Source organism: Microbacterium sp., assembly GCF_046295495.1.
Taxonomy (GTDB): Bacteria; Actinomycetota; Actinomycetes; order Actinomycetales; family Microbacteriaceae; genus Microbacterium.
Genome location: NZ_JBKBNC010000005.1, coordinates 59,135 through 76,214, shown reverse-complemented (window position 1 = coordinate 76,214; position 17,080 = coordinate 59,135). Strand labels below are relative to the sequence as shown.

At 71.9% G+C, this 17,080-nt stretch carries 15 protein-coding genes; all 15 read left to right on the top strand.

The window, feature by feature from the left end; all coding sequences use genetic code 11:
- The first annotated feature begins 9 nt into the window (after positions 1-9).
- The gene (locus ACK4LS_RS03565) at positions 10-666 is read left to right on the top strand and encodes an amino acid ABC transporter permease (protein WP_409713251.1); all 657 of its coding nucleotides are present in this window, start codon (positions 10-12) and stop codon (positions 664-666) included.
- A complete protein-coding gene (locus tag ACK4LS_RS03560; protein WP_409713248.1) occupies positions 663-1,613 on the top strand; it encodes an amino acid ABC transporter permease in 951 nt (316 codons plus the stop codon). Before ACK4LS_RS03565 ends, ACK4LS_RS03560 begins: the two co-directional genes overlap by 4 nt.
- A gap of 11 nt (positions 1,614-1,624) precedes the next feature.
- Positions 1,625-2,665, top strand: coding sequence for a phenylalanine--tRNA ligase subunit alpha (gene pheS, locus ACK4LS_RS03555; protein WP_409713245.1), 1,041 nt, complete (start codon positions 1,625-1,627; stop codon positions 2,663-2,665).
- On the top strand, positions 2,665-5,175 hold the full coding sequence (gene pheT, locus ACK4LS_RS03550; protein ID WP_409713242.1) for a phenylalanine--tRNA ligase subunit beta: 2,511 nt from the start codon (positions 2,665-2,667) through the stop codon (positions 5,173-5,175). The genes pheS and pheT overlap by 1 nt, the downstream gene beginning before the upstream one ends.
- Before the next feature lie 281 nt (positions 5,176-5,456).
- Entirely contained in the window at positions 5,457-6,506 is a 1,050-nt protein-coding gene (gene argC, locus ACK4LS_RS03545; RefSeq protein ID WP_409713239.1) for an N-acetyl-gamma-glutamyl-phosphate reductase, read from the top strand.
- Positions 6,503-7,660 (top strand): bifunctional glutamate N-acetyltransferase/amino-acid acetyltransferase ArgJ, encoded by a 1,158-nt coding sequence (argJ, locus tag ACK4LS_RS03540; RefSeq protein ID WP_409713236.1) that lies wholly within the window; start codon positions 6,503-6,505, stop codon positions 7,658-7,660. The genes argC and argJ overlap by 4 nt, the downstream gene beginning before the upstream one ends.
- Complete coding sequence (gene argB / locus ACK4LS_RS03535) at positions 7,657-8,559, top strand: acetylglutamate kinase (protein WP_409713233.1); 903 nt, start codon at positions 7,657-7,659, stop codon at positions 8,557-8,559. Before argJ ends, argB begins: the two co-directional genes overlap by 4 nt.
- Positions 8,556-9,800 carry an acetylornithine transaminase gene (locus ACK4LS_RS03530; RefSeq protein WP_409713230.1) on the top strand — a complete coding sequence of 415 codons (1,245 nt, stop codon included), beginning with the start codon at positions 8,556-8,558 and terminating at the stop codon, positions 9,798-9,800. Before argB ends, ACK4LS_RS03530 begins: the two co-directional genes overlap by 4 nt.
- Complete coding sequence (gene argF, locus ACK4LS_RS03525) at positions 9,797-10,720, top strand: ornithine carbamoyltransferase (RefSeq protein ID WP_409713227.1); 924 nt, start codon at positions 9,797-9,799, stop codon at positions 10,718-10,720. Before ACK4LS_RS03530 ends, argF begins: the two co-directional genes overlap by 4 nt.
- Positions 10,721-10,779: 59 nt before the next feature.
- On the top strand, positions 10,780-11,865 hold the full coding sequence (locus ACK4LS_RS03520; protein ID WP_409713224.1) for a heparan-alpha-glucosaminide N-acetyltransferase domain-containing protein: 1,086 nt from the start codon (positions 10,780-10,782) through the stop codon (positions 11,863-11,865).
- A gap of 9 nt (positions 11,866-11,874) precedes the next feature.
- Entirely contained in the window at positions 11,875-13,305 is a 1,431-nt protein-coding gene (gene argH / locus ACK4LS_RS03515; RefSeq protein WP_409713221.1) for an argininosuccinate lyase, read from the top strand.
- Positions 13,306-13,356: 51 nt separating this feature from the next.
- The gene (locus ACK4LS_RS03510) at positions 13,357-14,004 is read left to right on the top strand and encodes a SatD family protein (RefSeq protein ID WP_409713218.1); all 648 of its coding nucleotides are present in this window, start codon (positions 13,357-13,359) and stop codon (positions 14,002-14,004) included.
- Positions 14,001-14,708 carry a hypothetical protein gene (locus tag ACK4LS_RS03505; RefSeq protein WP_409713215.1) on the top strand — a complete coding sequence of 236 codons (708 nt, stop codon included), beginning with the start codon at positions 14,001-14,003 and terminating at the stop codon, positions 14,706-14,708. The genes ACK4LS_RS03510 and ACK4LS_RS03505 overlap by 4 nt, the downstream gene beginning before the upstream one ends.
- A gap of 112 nt (positions 14,709-14,820) precedes the next feature.
- Positions 14,821-16,134, top strand: coding sequence for a tyrosine--tRNA ligase (gene tyrS / locus ACK4LS_RS03500; RefSeq protein WP_409713212.1), 1,314 nt, complete (start codon positions 14,821-14,823; stop codon positions 16,132-16,134).
- 1 nt (position 16,135) lies between these two features.
- Positions 16,136-16,936, top strand: a complete 801-nt coding sequence (locus tag ACK4LS_RS03495; protein ID WP_409713209.1) for a DUF4184 family protein — start codon at positions 16,136-16,138, stop codon at positions 16,934-16,936.
- Positions 16,937-17,080 lie beyond the last annotated feature (144 nt).

Here is a 17,080-nt window from a genome sequence, read left to right as displayed (position 1 = left end):
GGACCACGCATGGGCGTCATCACCGACAACCTCGACATCTGGAGCCAGGCGCTCGTCGGCACGCTGCTGCTGTTCTTCGCCGGCGGAGCCCTCGCCCTGGTGCTCGGCATCATCGTGGGCGCGATGCGCGTCTCTCCGGTGCCGATCGCGCGCGGTGTGGGGACGTTCTACGTCAGCGTCATCCGCAACACCCCGCTCACCCTGGTGTTCTTCGCCTTCGTGTTCGCCCTGCCCCCGTTGCTGGGTCTGCGCCTCACCGGCGACGTCTCGCTGACGCTCGGCATCTGCGCCCTGGGCATCTACACCGCCACCTACGTCGCCGAGGCGATCCGCTCCGGGGTGAACACGGTCCCGGTGGGGCAGGCGGAGGCCGCACGCGCCCTCGGCCTGGGCTTCGGCCAGGTGATGACGCTCGTGGTCCTGCCGCAGGCGTTCCGTTCGGTCATTCCGCCGATGATGAGCGTGTTGATCGCCCTGCTGAAGAACACCACCGTCGCCGCCGGCTTCTCGATCGTCAACCTGGGCTCGGTGCGCAACTACCTCAGCGAGCGTGGTGAGAACGCGTTCATCGTCATCCTGTGGGTGATGGTCGCCTTCGTCGCGCTCGTCCTGCTGCTGTCGTGGCTGCAGCGAACTCTTGAGAACCGATGGAGGGTCGCCCGATGAGCAGCGTCCTGTACGACGTCCCCGGGCCGAAGGCCGTCGCCCGCAACCGCATCCTCGGTGTGCTGACGATCCTCGTCGTGCTCGCCATCGTCGGGTTCTTCGTCTGGCGCCTCGCCGACACCGGCCAGTTCACCGCGCAGAAGTGGTCGGCGTTCACCTACACGAACGTGTGGGTCCAGATCGGCGAGGCCACGATGCGCACCATAGCGGCCTTCCTCGTGGCCGCCGTCGGCGCGCTCGCGCTGGGGCTGCTGCTCGCGATCGGCCGCCTTTCCGACCACGCCTGGGTGCGCTGGCCGTTCACGGCCGTCATCGAGGTGTTCCGCGCCATCCCGGTGCTGGTGTTCATGTTCCTGCTGTACTACGGCTTCCCCGTGCTCGGCATCCGGATGGAGCCGTACTGGGCCGTGGTCATCGCCCTCGTCTGCTACAACGGCTCGGTGCTGGCAGAGGTCATCCGCGCCGGCGTCGAATCGTTGCCGAGCGGTCAGGCCGAAGCCGGCTACGCCGTGGGCCTGCGCAAGGCCGGGGTGATGCGCCTCGTGCTGCTGCCGCAGGCGATCCGCGCGATGATGCCCGTGATCATCGCCCAGCTCGTCGTGACGCTGAAGGACACCGCGCTCGGCTTCATCATCACCTACCCCGAGCTGCTGTTCTACGCCAAGTACATCGGCGCGCAGCCGACCGTCGGCTCGCCGATCATTCCGGCGACCATCGTCATCGGGGCGATCTACATCGCGCTGTGCCTGCTGCTCTCGCTCGTCGCCACCCTCGTCGAGAAGCGCCTGCGCCGCTCGCCCCGTGGCGCGGTCGCGGGGCCCGTTCCGCTGCTGCCGCAGGGGACGACCGACACGTCGCTGATCGTCGCCCAGCGCGGTCTCGGAAAGCACGACTCGACCCCCATCGGAACGGCCGAGGGGGGGGGGTGTGTCCCCGCCCGTCGGTAGACTCTCATCTCGTGTCCGACGCACCCGAGATCACCCCTGAGGCCGTCGCCTCCGCGGTCGATGAGGCTCTTGCCGCCATCGCCGCCGCCGCGACCACGGCCGAGCTCAAGTCCGCCCGCTCCGCGCACACGGGGGAGCAGTCCTCCCTCGCGCAGCTGAACGCTCAGATGCGCAACGTCGCCCCCGAGCACAAGGCCTCTTTCGGCAAGCTCGTCGGGCAGGCCCGCGGGCAGGTGAACCAGGCTCTCGCGGCCCGTGAGCGCGAGCTGGCGGAAGCCGAGACCGCGGCCCGGCTCGAGGCCGAGCGCATCGACGTCACGGCGCTGCCGCAGCGCGCGCGCGTCGGGGCACGGCATCCGATCTCTCTCCTCCAGGAGCAGGTGTCCGACATCTTCGTCGGCATGGGCTGGGAGATCGCGGAGGGCCCCGAGCTCGAGCACGAGTGGTTCAATTTCGACGCGCTCAACTTCGACGTCGACCACCCCGCGCGCCAGATGCAGGACACCTTCTTCGTCGATCCGGTCGCGCGCCACCTCGTGCTGCGCACCCACACCAGTCCCGTGCAGGTGCGGTCGATGCTCGAGCGCGACCTGCCCATCTACGTGCTGTGCCCGGGTCGGGTCTACCGCACCGACGAGTTCGACGCGACGCACCTGCCCGTGTTCACGCAGTTCGAGGGTCTGGTCATCGACAAGAACATCACGATGGCGCACCTCAAGGGCACGCTCGACCACGCCGCCCGCGTGCTGTTCGGGCCCGAGGCCAAGACGCGCTTCCGCGCCAACTTCTTCCCGTTCACCGAGCCGAGCGCCGAGCTCGACCTGTGGCACCCCACCTTCAAGGGCGGGGCGCGCTGGATCGAATGGGGCGGCTGCGGAATGGTGAACCCCAACGTGCTGCGCGCCGCCGGCATCGACCCCGAGGAGTACTCGGGCTTCGCCTTCGGCATGGGCATCGAGCGCACGCTCATGTTCCGCAGCGACGTGCAAGACATGCGCGACATGGCCGAGGGCGATGTCCGCTTCAGCGAGCAGTTCGGAATGGTGGTCTGATGCGCGTCCCGCTCTCCTGGTTGCGCGAGTACGTCGACGTGCCCGCGGAGGCCACGCCCGACGACGTCCTCGCCGCCCTCGTCTCGGTCGGTTTCGAAGAAGAAGACGTGCACCGCTTCGAGCTGTCCGGCCCCATCGTCGTCGGCGAGGTCAAGGAGTTCACTCCCGAGCCGCAGTCCAACGGCAAGACCATCCGCTGGTGCCAGGTCGACGTCGGCGCCGAGAACGGGGGAGTGCGCGGCATCGTCTGCGGTGCGGGCAACTTCTTCGCCGGCGACAAGGTCGTGGTGACCCTGCCCGGCTCGGTGCTGCCCGGTCCGTTCCCGATCGCCGCCCGCAAGACCTACGGCCACGTCTCCGACGGCATGATCGCCTCGGCCAAGGAGCTGGGTCTCGGCAGCGAGCACTCCGGCATCCTGCGCCTGGTCGACCTCGGGATCGACGCGCCCGTCGGAACGGATGCCATCGCGCTGCTGGGCCTCGACGACCTCGCCGTCGAGATCAACGTCACCCCCGACCGCGGCTACGCCTTGTCGCTGCGCGGGGTCGCCCGCGAGTACTCGCACGCGACGGGAGCCGACTTCCGCGACCCGGGCCTCGGCCACGACGAGGCCGCGGCGCGCACGCCCTCGGGCTTCCCGATCACGGTCGCTGACCAGGCGCCCATCCGCGGACGCCACGGCGCCACCGAGTTCGTCGCCCGCATCGTGCGCGACGTCGACCCCTCGCGTCCGACGCCGCCGTGGATGATCACGCGCCTCTCGCTCGCCGGCATCCGCTCCCTCGGTGTGCTCATCGACATCACCAACTACGTGATGCTGGAGCTCGGCCAGCCCATCCACGGCTACGACCTCGACCGTCTGCAGGGCGGCATCACGGTGCGCCGCGCCGAGCAGGGCGAGAAGCTCGAGACGCTCGACGGCCAGGTGCGCACGCTGAACGCCGAAGACCTGCTGATCACCGACGAGTCGGGCCCCATCGGTCTCGCCGGCGTCATGGGCGGCGGGCCCACCGAGATGAGCGCCACCACCCGCAACGTGCTGATCGAGGCCGCGACCTTCGACCAGGTGTCGATCGCACGCACCGCCCGTCGGCACAAGCTGCCCTCCGAGGCCTCGCGTCGCTTCGAGCGCGGCGTCGACCCGCTCGTGCCGTACGTCGCGGCCGAGCGCGTGGCATCGCTCATGGTCGAGCTCGCCGGTGGCACGCTCGACACCGAGCTCGGCGGTTCGCTGGGTGCGACCTATCGCCGCGACCCCCTCACGCTGCCCGCGGGCTTCGTCCCGGGTCTCATCGGCGTCGCGTACACCGACGAGGAGATCGTCTCGGCGCTGCGCCTCATCGGGTGCACGGTCGAGGAGCGCGAGGGCGGCTGGTCGGTGACCGCGCCGTCGTGGCGCCACGACCTCAGCGACAAGTGGACGCTCGCCGAGGAGGTGGCGCGCATCGAGGGCTACGACCGCATCCCCTCCGTGCTGCCGACGCCTCCGTCGGGTCGCGGCCTGACGCCGGCGCAGCAGGGTCGTCGTCGCGTGGCGAACGCCCTGGCTTCGGCGGGCTTCGTCGAGACCCCGTCGTTCCCCTTCACCACCGAGGAACAGAACGCGCTGCACGGCTCGCCCTCGGGCGACCCGCTCCCGAGCGTGAAGCTCGCGAACCCGCTCGACGGTCTCTCGCCGTTCCTGCGCCGCTCGCTCGTTCCCGCCCTCCTGCAGGTCGCGCACCGCAACGTCTCGCGCGGAATCGTCGACCTCGCGCTGTTCGAGACCGGCACGGTGTTCCTCCCCAAGCCCGGCGTGCAGTACGGCACCCCCTCGGTGCCGCCGCTCGCGGTGCGTCCGGATGCCGCCACCCTCACCGCGCTCGACGCGTCGATCCCGCCGCAGCGGCGTCACGTGGCGGTGCTGCTGACCGGTCACACCGTCGCCAAGCAGCCCGGGCAGGCGGCGCTCGCCGCCGACCTGGCGGATGCCGTCGACGCGGTGCGCGTGCTCAGCGCCGCCGCGGGGCTGGACATCGAACTCGTGCAGGCCCAGCGCGCCGCCCTGCACCCGGGCCGCACCGCCCGCGTGCTCGCGGCGGGTCAGGACATCGGCTACGTCGGGGAGCTGCTTCCCGCCGTGTCGGCCGCGGCGGATCTGCCCGGGCGTGTGCTCGTGGCCGAACTCGACCTCGACGCGATGCTCGAGCTCGCGCACGCGCGCGTGGTCGCGGCATCCCTCTCGGGCTTCCCGGCCGCAACCCAGGACGTGTCGCTCACCGTCGCGGCCGACGTCGCGGCGGGGGCCGTGCGCGCGGCGCTCATCGAGGGCGGGGCGCCCCTGCTCGAGGGGGCTCGCCTGGTCGACGACTACCGCGGCCCCGGTCTGGCCGAGGGCACGAAGAGCCTCACGTTCGCTCTGCGCTTCCGCGCCGACGACCGCACGCTGACAGCGGCCGAGGCGACCGAGGCCAAGCTCTCCGGCGTGGCGGTGGCCGCGGACCGGTTCGGCGCCGCCATCCGCGACTGACGCACCCCGGGAGCGCCGCTCGGCTCACGTCGAGCGGCGCTCCCGGCGTTCGCGGGGTCGCGCGGATTTGCCTCGCCGACGCCGCTGCGGATACCCTCGCCACATGTCGTCGATCACCGTTCGCACCGAGGAGCTCTCCGTGAGCACCGGTGGCGAGCGTCGACGTCGGGTCGCGCGCCGATTCTCGGCGACCTCGTAACCCGCCATCGGTCGGGCATGCGGGCGTCGCCGCCCCGGTTCAGGTTGCATTGTGCACACCCCCCGACTCCTAAGGTGGATATATGACCCTCTCGGTCGCCGTCTCCGGCGCTTCCGGCTACGCGGGTGGCGAGATCCTCCGCCTCCTCGCCGCCCATCCCGACGTCGAGATCCGCACGGTCACCGCGCACGCGAACGCCGGGCAGCGCCTCATCGACCACCAGCCGCACCTGCGTTCGCTCGCACACCTCGAGCTGGAGGCCACCACCCCCGAGGTGCTCGCCGGCCACGACGTGGTGTTCCTCGCCCTTCCGCACGGTCAGTCCGCGCAGTACACCGAGGCCCTCGCCGACACGCCGCTCGTCATCGACGCCGGCGCCGACCATCGCCTCACCTCCGCGGAGGACTGGGCGGCGTTCTACGGCGGAGAGCACCCGGAGCCCTGGGCTTACGGCGTGCCCGAGCTCACCGTCGCCGGGACGAAGCAGCGCGAGCACCTGCGCGGAGCCACGCGCATCGCGGCCCCCGGCTGCAACGCCTCGACCGTCTCCCTCTCGCTCGCTCCGGGCGTGGCGGCGGGCGTCATCGACCCGGCGGACATCGTCTCCGTGCTCGCGGTGGGACCCAGCGGCGCCGGCAAGTCCGCGAAGACGAATCTCCTCGCGAGCGAGATCCTCGGCAGCGCCAATCCATATGCCGTCGGCGGCACGCATCGGCACATCCCCGAGATCCGGCAGGCCCTGGTGGCCGCCGGGGCCCCGCGTGACGGCATCCGCCTGTCGTTCACCCCCGTGCTCGTGCCGATGGCTCGCGGCATCCTGGCGACCTCGTCGGCGCCGATCCGCGACGGGGCGACGGATGCCGAGATCCGTGCCGCGTGGGAGAGCGCCTACGCCGACGAGCCCTTCGTCGAGCTGCTTCCCGCCGGTGTCTTCCCCCGCGTGGCCGACGTGGTCGGCGCCAACGTCGCCTCGCTCGGCCTCGCGATCGACAGGGCGGCGAACCGGGTGACCGTCGTCGCGGCCGTCGACAACCTCGTCAAGGGCACCGCGGGCGCCGCCGTGCAGTCACTGAACATCGCGCTGGGCTTCGCCGAGACCACCGCCCTTCCCCTGAACGGAGTCGCCCCGTGAGCGTGACCGCCCCCGCTGGATTCGAGGCGGCCGGAGTCGCCGTGGGTCTGAAGTCGACCGGCGCCCGCGATGTCGCCGTCGTGGTCAACCGCGGGCCCGACAAGGTGGGCGCGGCCGTCTTCACCTCCAACCGCGCCAAGGCCAATCCGATCCTGTGGTCGGAGCAGGTGGTGAAGGACGGCACCATCGAGGCCGTCGTGCTCAACTCCGGCGGTGCCAACTGCTTCACCGGGTCGTTCGGCTTCCAGACCACGCATCAGACCGCGGAGCGCGCGGCGGAGCTGCTGGGCGTGTCGGCGGGCGACGTGGTCGTGTGCTCGACCGGGCTGATCGGCACCGGCGACGAGGTGTTCCGCGCCAAGGTGCTCGACGGCGTCGAGAAGGGTGTCGCCGCTCTGTCGGCTGACGGCGGCGACGACGCCTCGCTCGCCATCATGACCACCGACTCGCGCCCGAAGCGGGCCGTGCACGTCGGCGACGGCTGGTCGATCGGCGGAATGGCCAAGGGCGCCGGCATGCTGGCTCCGGGCCTGGCCACGATGCTCGTCGTGCTCACCACCGACGTCGTGCTCGACGCGGGCGAGGCCGACGCCGCCCTGCGCGCGGCCACACGCGTGAGTTTCGACCGTCTCGACTCCGACGGGTGCATGTCGACCAACGACCAGGTCACCCTGCTGGCGAGCGGGGCCAGTGGCATCCGTGTCGATGCCGAGGAGTTCACCGCAGCCCTCACCGCGGTGTGCGACGACCTCGCGGCGCAGCTGCAGGGCGACGCCGAGGGCGCCGCCCACGACATCACGATCCGCGTCGTGGGCGCGGCGAGCGAAGACGACGCCGTGGAGGTGGGCCGCTCGGTGGCCCGCAACAACCTGTTCAAGGCCGCGATCTTCGGCAACGACCCGAACTGGGGCCGCGTCCTGGCCGCGATCGGAACGACCGACGCGGCCTTCGACCCCTACGACGTCGACGTGTGGATGAACGGCGTGCGCGTCTGCACGGCCGGTGGTCCGGACCGTCCCCGCGAAGACGTCGACCTCACCCCGCGCGCGACCGACCTGGTCATCGACCTGCGCGTCGGCGACGCGGCGGCGACGATCCGCACCAACGACCTCACGCACGATTACGTCCACGAGAACAGCGCCTATTCCTCATGACCCACGTCGACCTCCAAGACACCGACCCCGCCGAAGCCAGCGAGCGGGCGGTCACGCTCGTCGAGTCGCTGCCGTGGGTGCGCAAGTACCGCGACCAGGTCGTGGTGGTGAAGTACGGCGGCAACGCCATGGTCAGCGACGAGCTGCAGGACGCCTTCGCCGCCGACATCGCCTACCTCCGCTACGTCGGCGTGAAGCCGGTCGTGGTGCACGGCGGCGGGCCGCAGATCTCGTCGATGCTCGACCGCCTCGACATCCCGAGCGAGTTCCGCGGCGGCTACCGCGTCACCTCGACCGAGGCGATCGGGGTGGTGCGCATGGTGCTCACCGGGCAGATCAACCCGCAGCTGGTCGCCAAGGTCAACGCGCACGGGCCTCTCGCGACGGGGCTGAGCGGGGAGGATGCCGGGCTCTTCGGCGGACGCCGGCGTGGCGTCGTGGTCGACGGGATCGAGCACGACCTCGGCCGCGTGGGCGACGTCGTCACCGTCGACCCGCAGCCGGTGCTGGACCACCTCGCCGCCGGACGTGTGCCGATCGTGTCGAGCATCGCCCCCGACCTCGACAACCCCGGCACCTCGCTGAACGTCAACGCGGACGCCGCGGCGGCCGCCCTCGCGGTGGCCCTGAACGCGAAGAAGCTCGTCGTGCTCACCGACGTGCCCGGCCTCTACGCCGACTGGCCCAACCGGGACTCGCTCGTGTCGCACCTGACCTCGACGGAGTTGCGCGAGATGGTGCCGCGTCTGGAGTCGGGCATGATCCCCAAGATGCAGGCGTGCCTCGACGCCGTCGACGGGGGAGTGCCGACGGCGGCCATCATCGACGGACGCGTGCCCCACTCGGTGCTCGTCGAACTGTTCACCAGTAAAGGAATCGGAACGGAGGTGGTCGCGTGAACGCGGACACGACTCAGGAACCCGCGGCGTCGCGCGCCCCCTGGCAGGAAGACGCCGGTCGCGACCTCGTCCGCAGCTTCGGCGACCGCATGGCGCTGTTCGTGCGCGGTGAGGGTGCGTACGTGTGGGACGGCGACGGCAAGAAGTACCTCGACTTCCTCGCGGGCATCGCCGTCAACGCCCTCGGCCACGCGCACCCGGTGTTCGTGGAGGCCATCACGGCGCAGGCGTCGACCCTCTCGCACGTCTCCAACTACTTCGCCACGCCGCCGCAGCTGGCGATGGCCGCGCGCCTCAAGCGCCTCGCCGGCACGGACGAGTCGGGCCGGGTCTACTTCGGCAACTCCGGGGCCGAGGCCAACGAGGCTGCCCTCAAGCTCGCGCGCCTGCACGGCCGCGGCACCGACCGCACGCGCATCCTCACGCTGAAGGGCGGCTTCCACGGCCGCACGATGGGGGCGCTCGCCCTCACCGGCAAGCCCGCCCTGCAGGCGGACTTCCTGCCCATGGTCCCCGGCGTCGAGCACATCGACGCCACGATCGAGGCCCTCGACGCCGCGATGGACGATCGCGTCGCGGCCCTGCTGGTCGAGCCCATCCAGGGCGAGGCCGGTGTCGTCGAGCTGCCCGAGGGCTACCTCCAGGCGGCCCGCGAACTCACCCGCCGGCACGGCGCGCTGCTCATCGTCGACGAGATCCAGACCGGCGCCGGTCGCACCGGGGCATGGTTCGGATTCCAGCACGCCGGTATCGTCCCCGACGCCATCACGGTGGCCAAGGGCATCGGCGGAGGCTTCCCGGTCGGGGCGCTGATCACCTTCGGCGCCGCGAGCGACCTGTTCTTCCCCGGCACGCACGGCTCGACCTTCGGCGGCAACGCTCTGGGAACGGCCGTCGGCGGGGCCGTGCTGCAGGAGATCGAGTCCGCCGGTCTCGTCGCCAACGCCGCCGCGCGCGAGACGCAGCTGCGCGAGGGCATCGCCGCGCTCGGCTCGCCGCTGGTCGCGGGGGTCCGCGGCCGCGGGCTGCTCCTGGGCATCGCGCTGACCAGCCCGGTCGCCAAGGCCGTCGTCGCCGCCGCCCAGCAGCACGGTCTCGTGATCAACGCCGCCAACGACGACACCATCCGCATCGCGCCGCCGCTGACGATCGGGGATGCCGAGGTGGCCGAGTTCCTCGAGCTGTTCGGCGCCGCGCTCGCCACCGTGTCCGACGCCCTCATCGTAGGAGTACCCGCGTGACCCGCCACCTGCTGCGCGACGACGACCTGACCCCGGCCGAGCAGGCCGAGATCCTCGACCTCGCGATCGAACTGAAAAAGGACCGCTGGGCGCAGAAGCCGCTCCAGGGGCCGCAGACGGTCGCGGTGATCTTCGACAAGTCGTCGACCCGCACGCGCGTGTCGTTCGCCGTCGGCATCGCCGACCTCGGCGGCTCGCCGCTGATCATCTCGACGGCGAACAGCCAGCTCGGCGGCAAGGAGACGCCATCGGACACCGCCCGGGTGCTCGAGCGCCAGGTCGCGGCGATCGTCTGGCGCACCTACGCGCAGGCGGGGTTGGAAGAGATGGCCCGCGGTACGCGCGTCCCGGTCGTCAACGCCCTGAGCGACGACTTCCACCCGTGCCAGCTGCTCGCCGACCTGCTCACGATCCGCGAGCACAAGGGCGAGCTGAGGGGCCTCACGCTGTCGTTCTTCGGCGACGGCCGCAGCAACATGGCGCACTCCTACGTGCTCGCGGGCGTGACCGCCGGCATGCACGTGCGTGTCGCTGCGCCCGCCGACTACGCCCCCCGCGCCGACGTCATCGCGGATGCCGAGAAGATCGCCGCGCAGACCGGTGGATCGGTGTCGCTCGTCGCCGACCCGGAGGCGGCGGCATCCGGAGCCGACGTCGTCGTCACCGACACGTGGGTGTCGATGGGCAAGGAGGAGGAGAAGATCGCGCGCATCCGCGACCTCGGCGGCTTCAAGGTCACCAGCGAGCTGATGACCCGCGCCGACGAGAAGGCGATCTTCATCCACTGCCTGCCCGCCGACCGCGGGTACGAGGTCGACGCCGAGGTCATCGACGGTCCGCAGAGCGTGGTGTGGGACGAGGCCGAGAACCGTCTCCACGCGCAGAAGGCGCTGCTGGTGTGGCTTCTGCGCCAGGACTGACCCCCTCGCGGTTCGGCCGGCTCTGGACCCGCTTCGACGGGCCGGGCCGGCTCACCGGCGTGGACCTGGCCCGAGGCCTCGCGGTGCTCGGGATGCTGGCCGCGCACCTGCTCGACACCGAGCGGGTGCTCACCACCGACCCGGCGACGTGGGTCACGGTGGTCAACGGCCGCTCGTCGATCCTGTTCGCGGTGCTCGCGGGGGTGTCGATCGCCCTCGTCACCGGGGGCACGCGCCCCCTCCCGCCCGAGCGTCGCCCGCGGGCCGCAGCGCGCCTCGCCCTGCGCGGCGCACTGCTGTGGGCCATCGGGATGCTGCTGGTGCTGACGGGGGTCCCGGTCTACGTCATCCTGCCCGCTTACGCCCTCCTGTTCCTGCTCGCCCTGCCGTTCCTCGGGATGCGGGCGCGGAACCTGTTCCTCTGGGCGGGGGCGCTCGCCCTCGTCATGCCGTGGCTGCAGCCGCTGCTCGACGCCGCGCCCATCTGGTCCGGCCGCGGGGGAGAGGAGCTCGCCGCCCTGGTGGGCTGGAACTATCCGTTCACGACGTGGATCGCGTTCCTCCTCGCCGGCATGGGCATCGGTCGACTCGACCTCCGCGCGCTCGCGGAGCAAGGTGTGGTCGCGATGAGCGGTGCCGCCCTCGCCCTGGCCGGCTACGGCGCCGCTCTCCTCACCGAGGGTGTGGCCGCAGCCCATCCCTACCTCGCCGCGGTGCTCACCGCCGAGGACCACTCCTCGGGGCTGTGGGAGGTCATCGGTTCGGGCGGGTTCGCGATCGCTGCGATCGGGGTGTGCCTGCTGCTGTGCCGCACGCCGGTGCGCGTCGTCGCCGTCCCGATCCGCGCGGTCGGGTCGATGCCCCTGACCGCCTACGTGCTGCAGCTGGTGGTGTGGGCGGTGGTCGCGCTCGCGCTGCTGGGCGACACGTCCGACCTTCTCGGCATCCGTGAGGCGGGACTGTTCGGGCCCCTGACCCTCGGCCTCACCGTCTTCTGCACGCTGTGGGTGCTGTTCGTCGGCCGCGGCCCCCTCGAGACGGTCGTCGACCGTGTCGTGCGCGTCGTCGTCGGGACGGATGCCGCAGCCCCCGGGGCCGCGCGCGCCTCGTCGACCGGCCCCGGCGGTGTCGGCGGCTCTCGGTAGGCTGGAGCCATGAGCAGCGAGACCGGTCAGACGACGAACGAGGGCGCCCTGTGGGGCGCCCGTTTCTCGGGCGGACCGTCTCCCGAACTCGCGGCCCTGAGCCGCTCGACCCACTTCGACTGGGACCTCGCGCTCTACGACATCCAGGGTTCGCACGCCCACGCCGCCGCGCTCGAGGCCGCCGGGTACCTCGACGCCGACGAGGCGCGGGCCATGCACGCCGGCCTCGACGAGCTCGCCGCGCGCGTGCAAGACGGCTCGTTGGTCGCCGCCCCGGGCGACGAAGACGTGCACGGCGCCCTCGAGCGCGTGCTGATCGAGACCGTGGGCCCGGCCCTCGGCGGCAAGCTGCGCGCCGGCCGCAGCCGCAACGACCAGATCGCCACCCTCGTGCGGCTCTACCTGCTCGACCACTCCCGCACCCTCACGCGTGAGCTCCTGCGCCTGATCGACGCACTCGTCGCGCAGGCCGAGGCCACCGACGGCGCGATCATGCCCGGGCGCACCCACCTGCAGCACGCGCAGCCCGTGCTGCTGGCCCACCACCTGCAGGCCTACGGTTGGGCGTTCGTGCGCGGCATCGAGCGCCTGCGCGACTGGTCGGTGCGCGCGTCGGTGTCCCCGTACGGCGGAGGGGCGCTCGCCGGGGCCACGCTCGGCCTCGACCCGCAGCTCGTCGCCGACCGCCTGGGCCTCGCGCGCCCGTCCGAGAACTCCCTCGACGGCACCGCGTCGCGCGACGTGGTCGCCGAGTTCGCGTTCATCACCGCGATGATCGGCGTCGACCTGTCGCGCCTGTCGGAAGACGTCATCCTGTGGAACACGCGCGAGTTCGGCTTCGTCACGCTCGACGACTCCTATTCGACGGGGTCGAGCATCATGCCCCAGAAGAAGAACCCCGACATCGCGGAGCTCGCCCGCGGCAAAGCGGGGCGTCTCATCGGCAACCTCTCGGGTCTGCTCGCCACGCTCAAGGGCCTGCCGCTGGCCTACAACCGCGACCTGCAGGAAGACAAGGAGCCGGTGTTCGACTCGGTGCGCACGCTCGAGCTCGTGCTGCCGGCGTTCTCGGGCATGATCGCGACCCTGCGTTTCCACACCGACCGCATGGCCGAGCTCGCCCCGCAGGGCTTCTCCCTCGCGACCGACGTCGCCGAGTGGCTCGTGCGCCAGGGCGTGGCCTTCCGCGACGCGCACGAGATCTCCGGTGCGCTGGTGCGGGCGTGCGAGGAGCGCGAGATCGGCCTCGAAGACGCCGACGACGAGGTGCTCGCTTCGGTATCGCCGTCGCTCACCCCGGCGGTGCGTGAGGTGCTCACCATCGAGGGGTCGGTGGCCAGTCGCACCGGTGTCGGGGGAACGGCGCCGGTGCGCGTGGGGGAGCAGCGCGAAGAGCTCGTCGCCCGCGCGCAGGCGGCCGCCCGCCCCCTCCTGCCCTGAGTATCAGTGTTTCGCTTATCAAACTTCGAGAATAAGCGTTAGGCTTATGTCATGACCGTCGCCGTGATCGCCGACATCGTCGCCTCCCGGCTGCTCGACGACCGCGCCGGTGCGCAGCGGGCGATCGCGGAGGCCGTCGCCGACGCGGAGCGGGCGCTGCCCCTGGCCGCCGCGCCCCTCACCGCGGTCGTGGGCGACGAGTTCCAGGGCGAGTACCCCTCGCTGTCGGCCGCCCTGGCCTCGCTCCTGCTCGTGCGCCTCGCGCTGCCCGACGGCGTCGACTGCCGGTTCGGCCTCGGCGTGGGGGAGATCCGCCCGATCGATCTCGGCGAGCGCACCGTGCCCGAGGGGCCGGCGTGGTGGGCGGCCCGCTCCGCGATCGAGCACGTCGAGCGCCTGCAGCAGCGCGCCGCGCCGCTCGCCCGCACCTGGATCGCCCTCGCCGAGGAGGAGGATGCCGCCGTGTCCGAAAGCGTCAGCCTCGCCACCGCCTACGCCCTCAGTCGCGACCAGCTGGTCTCGGCCATGAGCGAGCGCTCCCGGCGGCTCACCCGCGGGCGCTGCCTCGGGCGGTCGCAGCGGGATCTCGCCGAGGCGGAGGGCATCAGCCAGTCCGCGGTGTCGCAGGCGCTCGCCGCGGCCGGATCCGCCGCCCTCGTCGAGGGGTTCGAGGCGCTCGTCATCGGGGTGCGCGCGTGATCGCCGCCGGCCTGCTCCTGCTCGCCGTCGGCGCGGTCGACCTGCTGCGGCAGATGATCCGCTCGCGCCGATGGGTGGCGTTCGCCGTGGCGGCGGTGCTCCTCGTGCTCTTGTCGGCGGGCCTGGATGCCGTGGTCGCGGGCGTCCTCGCCGTCGCCGTCGCTGCGATCTGGACGTGGGTGGTGCCCGAGGACGGACCCGCTCGGGCCGGTCTCTGGCCCGTCGCCCTCCTCGCGCTCGCCGCCGCGGGGTGCGTCATCGTCGCGCCCGGGCGCGAACGCCCGGGGATCATCGGGCAGGCGTGGGCGGCGTACCGGCCCGGCGAGGCCGTCTCGATCGACGTCGTGGTGCTCGTCGTCGGGTGCCTGGTGTTCCTTCTGGAGTCGGGCAACGCGGTCGTGCGCATCGCTCTGCGGGCCGAGATGGGCGGTCGCGACACGGGCGACGAGCAGAAGCCCACGCTGAGGGGCGGGCGGCTCATCGGCCCCCTCGAGCGCATCCTCGTCTTCGTGCTCACCCTTGCCGGCGCCTACACGCTGCTGGCGGCGGTGCTCGCGGCCAAGGGCATCGTGCGCTTCCCCGAGATCTCGCGCGACCGCGACGACGGCGACCGCGCCGAGTACTTCCTCATCGGCAGCCTCGTCAGCTGGGTGAGCTCCCTCGCGGCGGCGTTCCTGGTGTGGTGGGGCGTGCACGCGGGCTGACGCGGTGACCCGGTCTGGGGCGCGGGTCGTCGGGTTCGTTGGGCGGAGGCGGCCCGCACGGCGCGGGGGCGCGGCATCCGGAGCCGTCCGGACCCGCTGGTACCCTGAACCGGTGTCTGCCACCACCGACGCGGCGCCCGTGAGCGCCCTCGAACCCGCCAACGATCCGACGTTCGACAACGTCTGGGACGAGCTGCTCTGGCGCGGCCTCGTCCACGTGTCGACCGACCAGGACGAGCTGCGCGAGCTGCTGTCGGGGGAGCCGGTCGTGTTCTATTGCGGCTTCGACCCGACCGCGCCGAGCCTTCACCTGGGCAACCTTGTGCAGCTGCTGCTCATGCGTCGCCTGCAACTGGCCGGCCACCGCCCACTGGGTCTCGTCGGCGGGTCCACCGGTCTCGTGGGAGACCCGCGACCGACTGCCGAGCGCACGCTGAACACGCCCGAGACCGTCGAGGAGTGGGTCGGCCGACTGCGCGCCCAGGTGGAGCGCTTCCTGAGCTTCGAGGGCGACAATGCCGCGCGCATCGTCAACAATCTCGACTGGACCGCGCCGCTGAGCGCGATCGACTTCCTGCGCGAGATCGGCAAGCACTTCCGCGTCGGCACGATGCTGAAGAAAGACGCCGTCAGCGCGCGCCTGAACTCCGAGGCCGGCATCAGCTACACCGAGTTCAGCTACCAGATCCTGCAGGGCCTGGACTACCTCGAGCTGTACCGCTCGTACGGCTGCGTGCTGCAGACCGGCGGCAGCGACCAGTGGGGCAACCTCACCAGCGGCACCGATCTCGTGCGCCGCGTCGAGGGTGCCTCGGTGCACGCCATCGGCACGCCGCTGATCACCAACAGCGACGGCACCAAGTTCGGCAAGAGCGAGGGCAACGCCATCTGGCTGGATGCCGAGATGTGCAGCCCGTGGGTCATGTACCAGTTCTGGCTGAACACCGATGATCGCGACGTGGTCGAGCGCCTCCGCGTGTTCACGTTCCTCTCGCGCGCCGAGATCGAGGAGTACGCCCGGCTGGTGGAGGAGGAGCCCTTCCGCCGCGCCGCGCAGAAGCGCCTCGCGCGCGAGGTGCTGACGACGGTGCACGGCGCCTCGGCCACGGAGGCCGTGATCGCCGCGACCGAGGCACTGTTCGGCCAGGGCGACGTGAAGGGTCTGGACGCCGCGGTGCTGCGAACCGCGCTCGAGGAGCTGCCGCACGCGACGGTCGCGGCGGGCACCACGGTCGTGGAGGCCCTCACGGCGACGGGCCTGTGCAGCAGCCTGAGCGATGCGCGCCGCGCGATCGCGCAGGGCGGGGTCTCGCTCGACGGCGACAAGGTGACCGCCGACGACGCGATCGTGGCCGGCACGCTCCCCGGTGGGGTCTCGGTGCTGCGTCGCGGCAAGAAGACGCTGGCCGGGCTGTTCCTGAGCTGACATGCCGTTCACGCCGAGCCACGCGGTCGTCGCGCTTCCGTTCCTGCGCACGCGGCTGGTGCCGGCGGCGATCGCGATCGGGGCGATGACCCCCGATCTGCCGCTCTTCCTGCGCGGGATGGCGCCCGACTACGGCATGACGCACGACATCGCGTGGCTGCCGCTCACGGTGGTCGTGGCGTTCGTGCTGCTGCTCGTGTGGCGGTGCGTCCTGCGCCCCGCCACACGCGAGCTGCTGCCGCGCCGGATCGCCGAGCGCCTGCCCGCGGGGTGGGACGCCGGAGCGCGCGTCGCGGCGCGCGAGAGCGTGAGCGGGGGAGTCGTCGGCATCCTGTGGCTCGTGCTGTCGCTCGCGCTCGGGGTGGCCTCCCACATCGCCTGGGATCTCTTCACCCACGAGGGGCGCACGGGCGTGCAGCTGTTCCCGGCGCTCGAGGAGCAGTGGGGACCGCTGCCCGGGATCAAGTGGCTGCAGCACGCCTCGAGCGCGTTCGGGCTCGCGGTGCTCGCCGTGTTCGCGGCGGTGTGGCTGTGGCGACGGCGCGCCGATCCGGTGCAGCGCGTGCTGCCGGATGCCGTGCGCGTGGCGTGGTGGTTGTCGCTGCCGGCGGCGCTGCTGATCGCCACGGTCGCCGCCCTCGCGGTCGCGGGAGGGTTCGACGCCGACTACACCCCGACCCACCTGATCTACGGCGTGCTGGTGAAGGTCGCCGCGGTGTGGGGTGTGGCGACGCTCGCGCTGGCGGTGCTGGTTCCGTGGCGGCGCCGGCCCCGGGTCGGCGATCCGCGCGGGGTCGGCTGAGCCTCGCCGTTCGCACTGAGGTCGTGCGCATCGCGGAGGGTCTGCGTGTGGCGGAGGCGCGTCGCGGTCGGGTCGGCGGGCTCGGGAGCGTGGGCGGGCGGTTCGGAGCGTGCGTGACGTCGGTCATGCGCGCCAGGTCAGCTG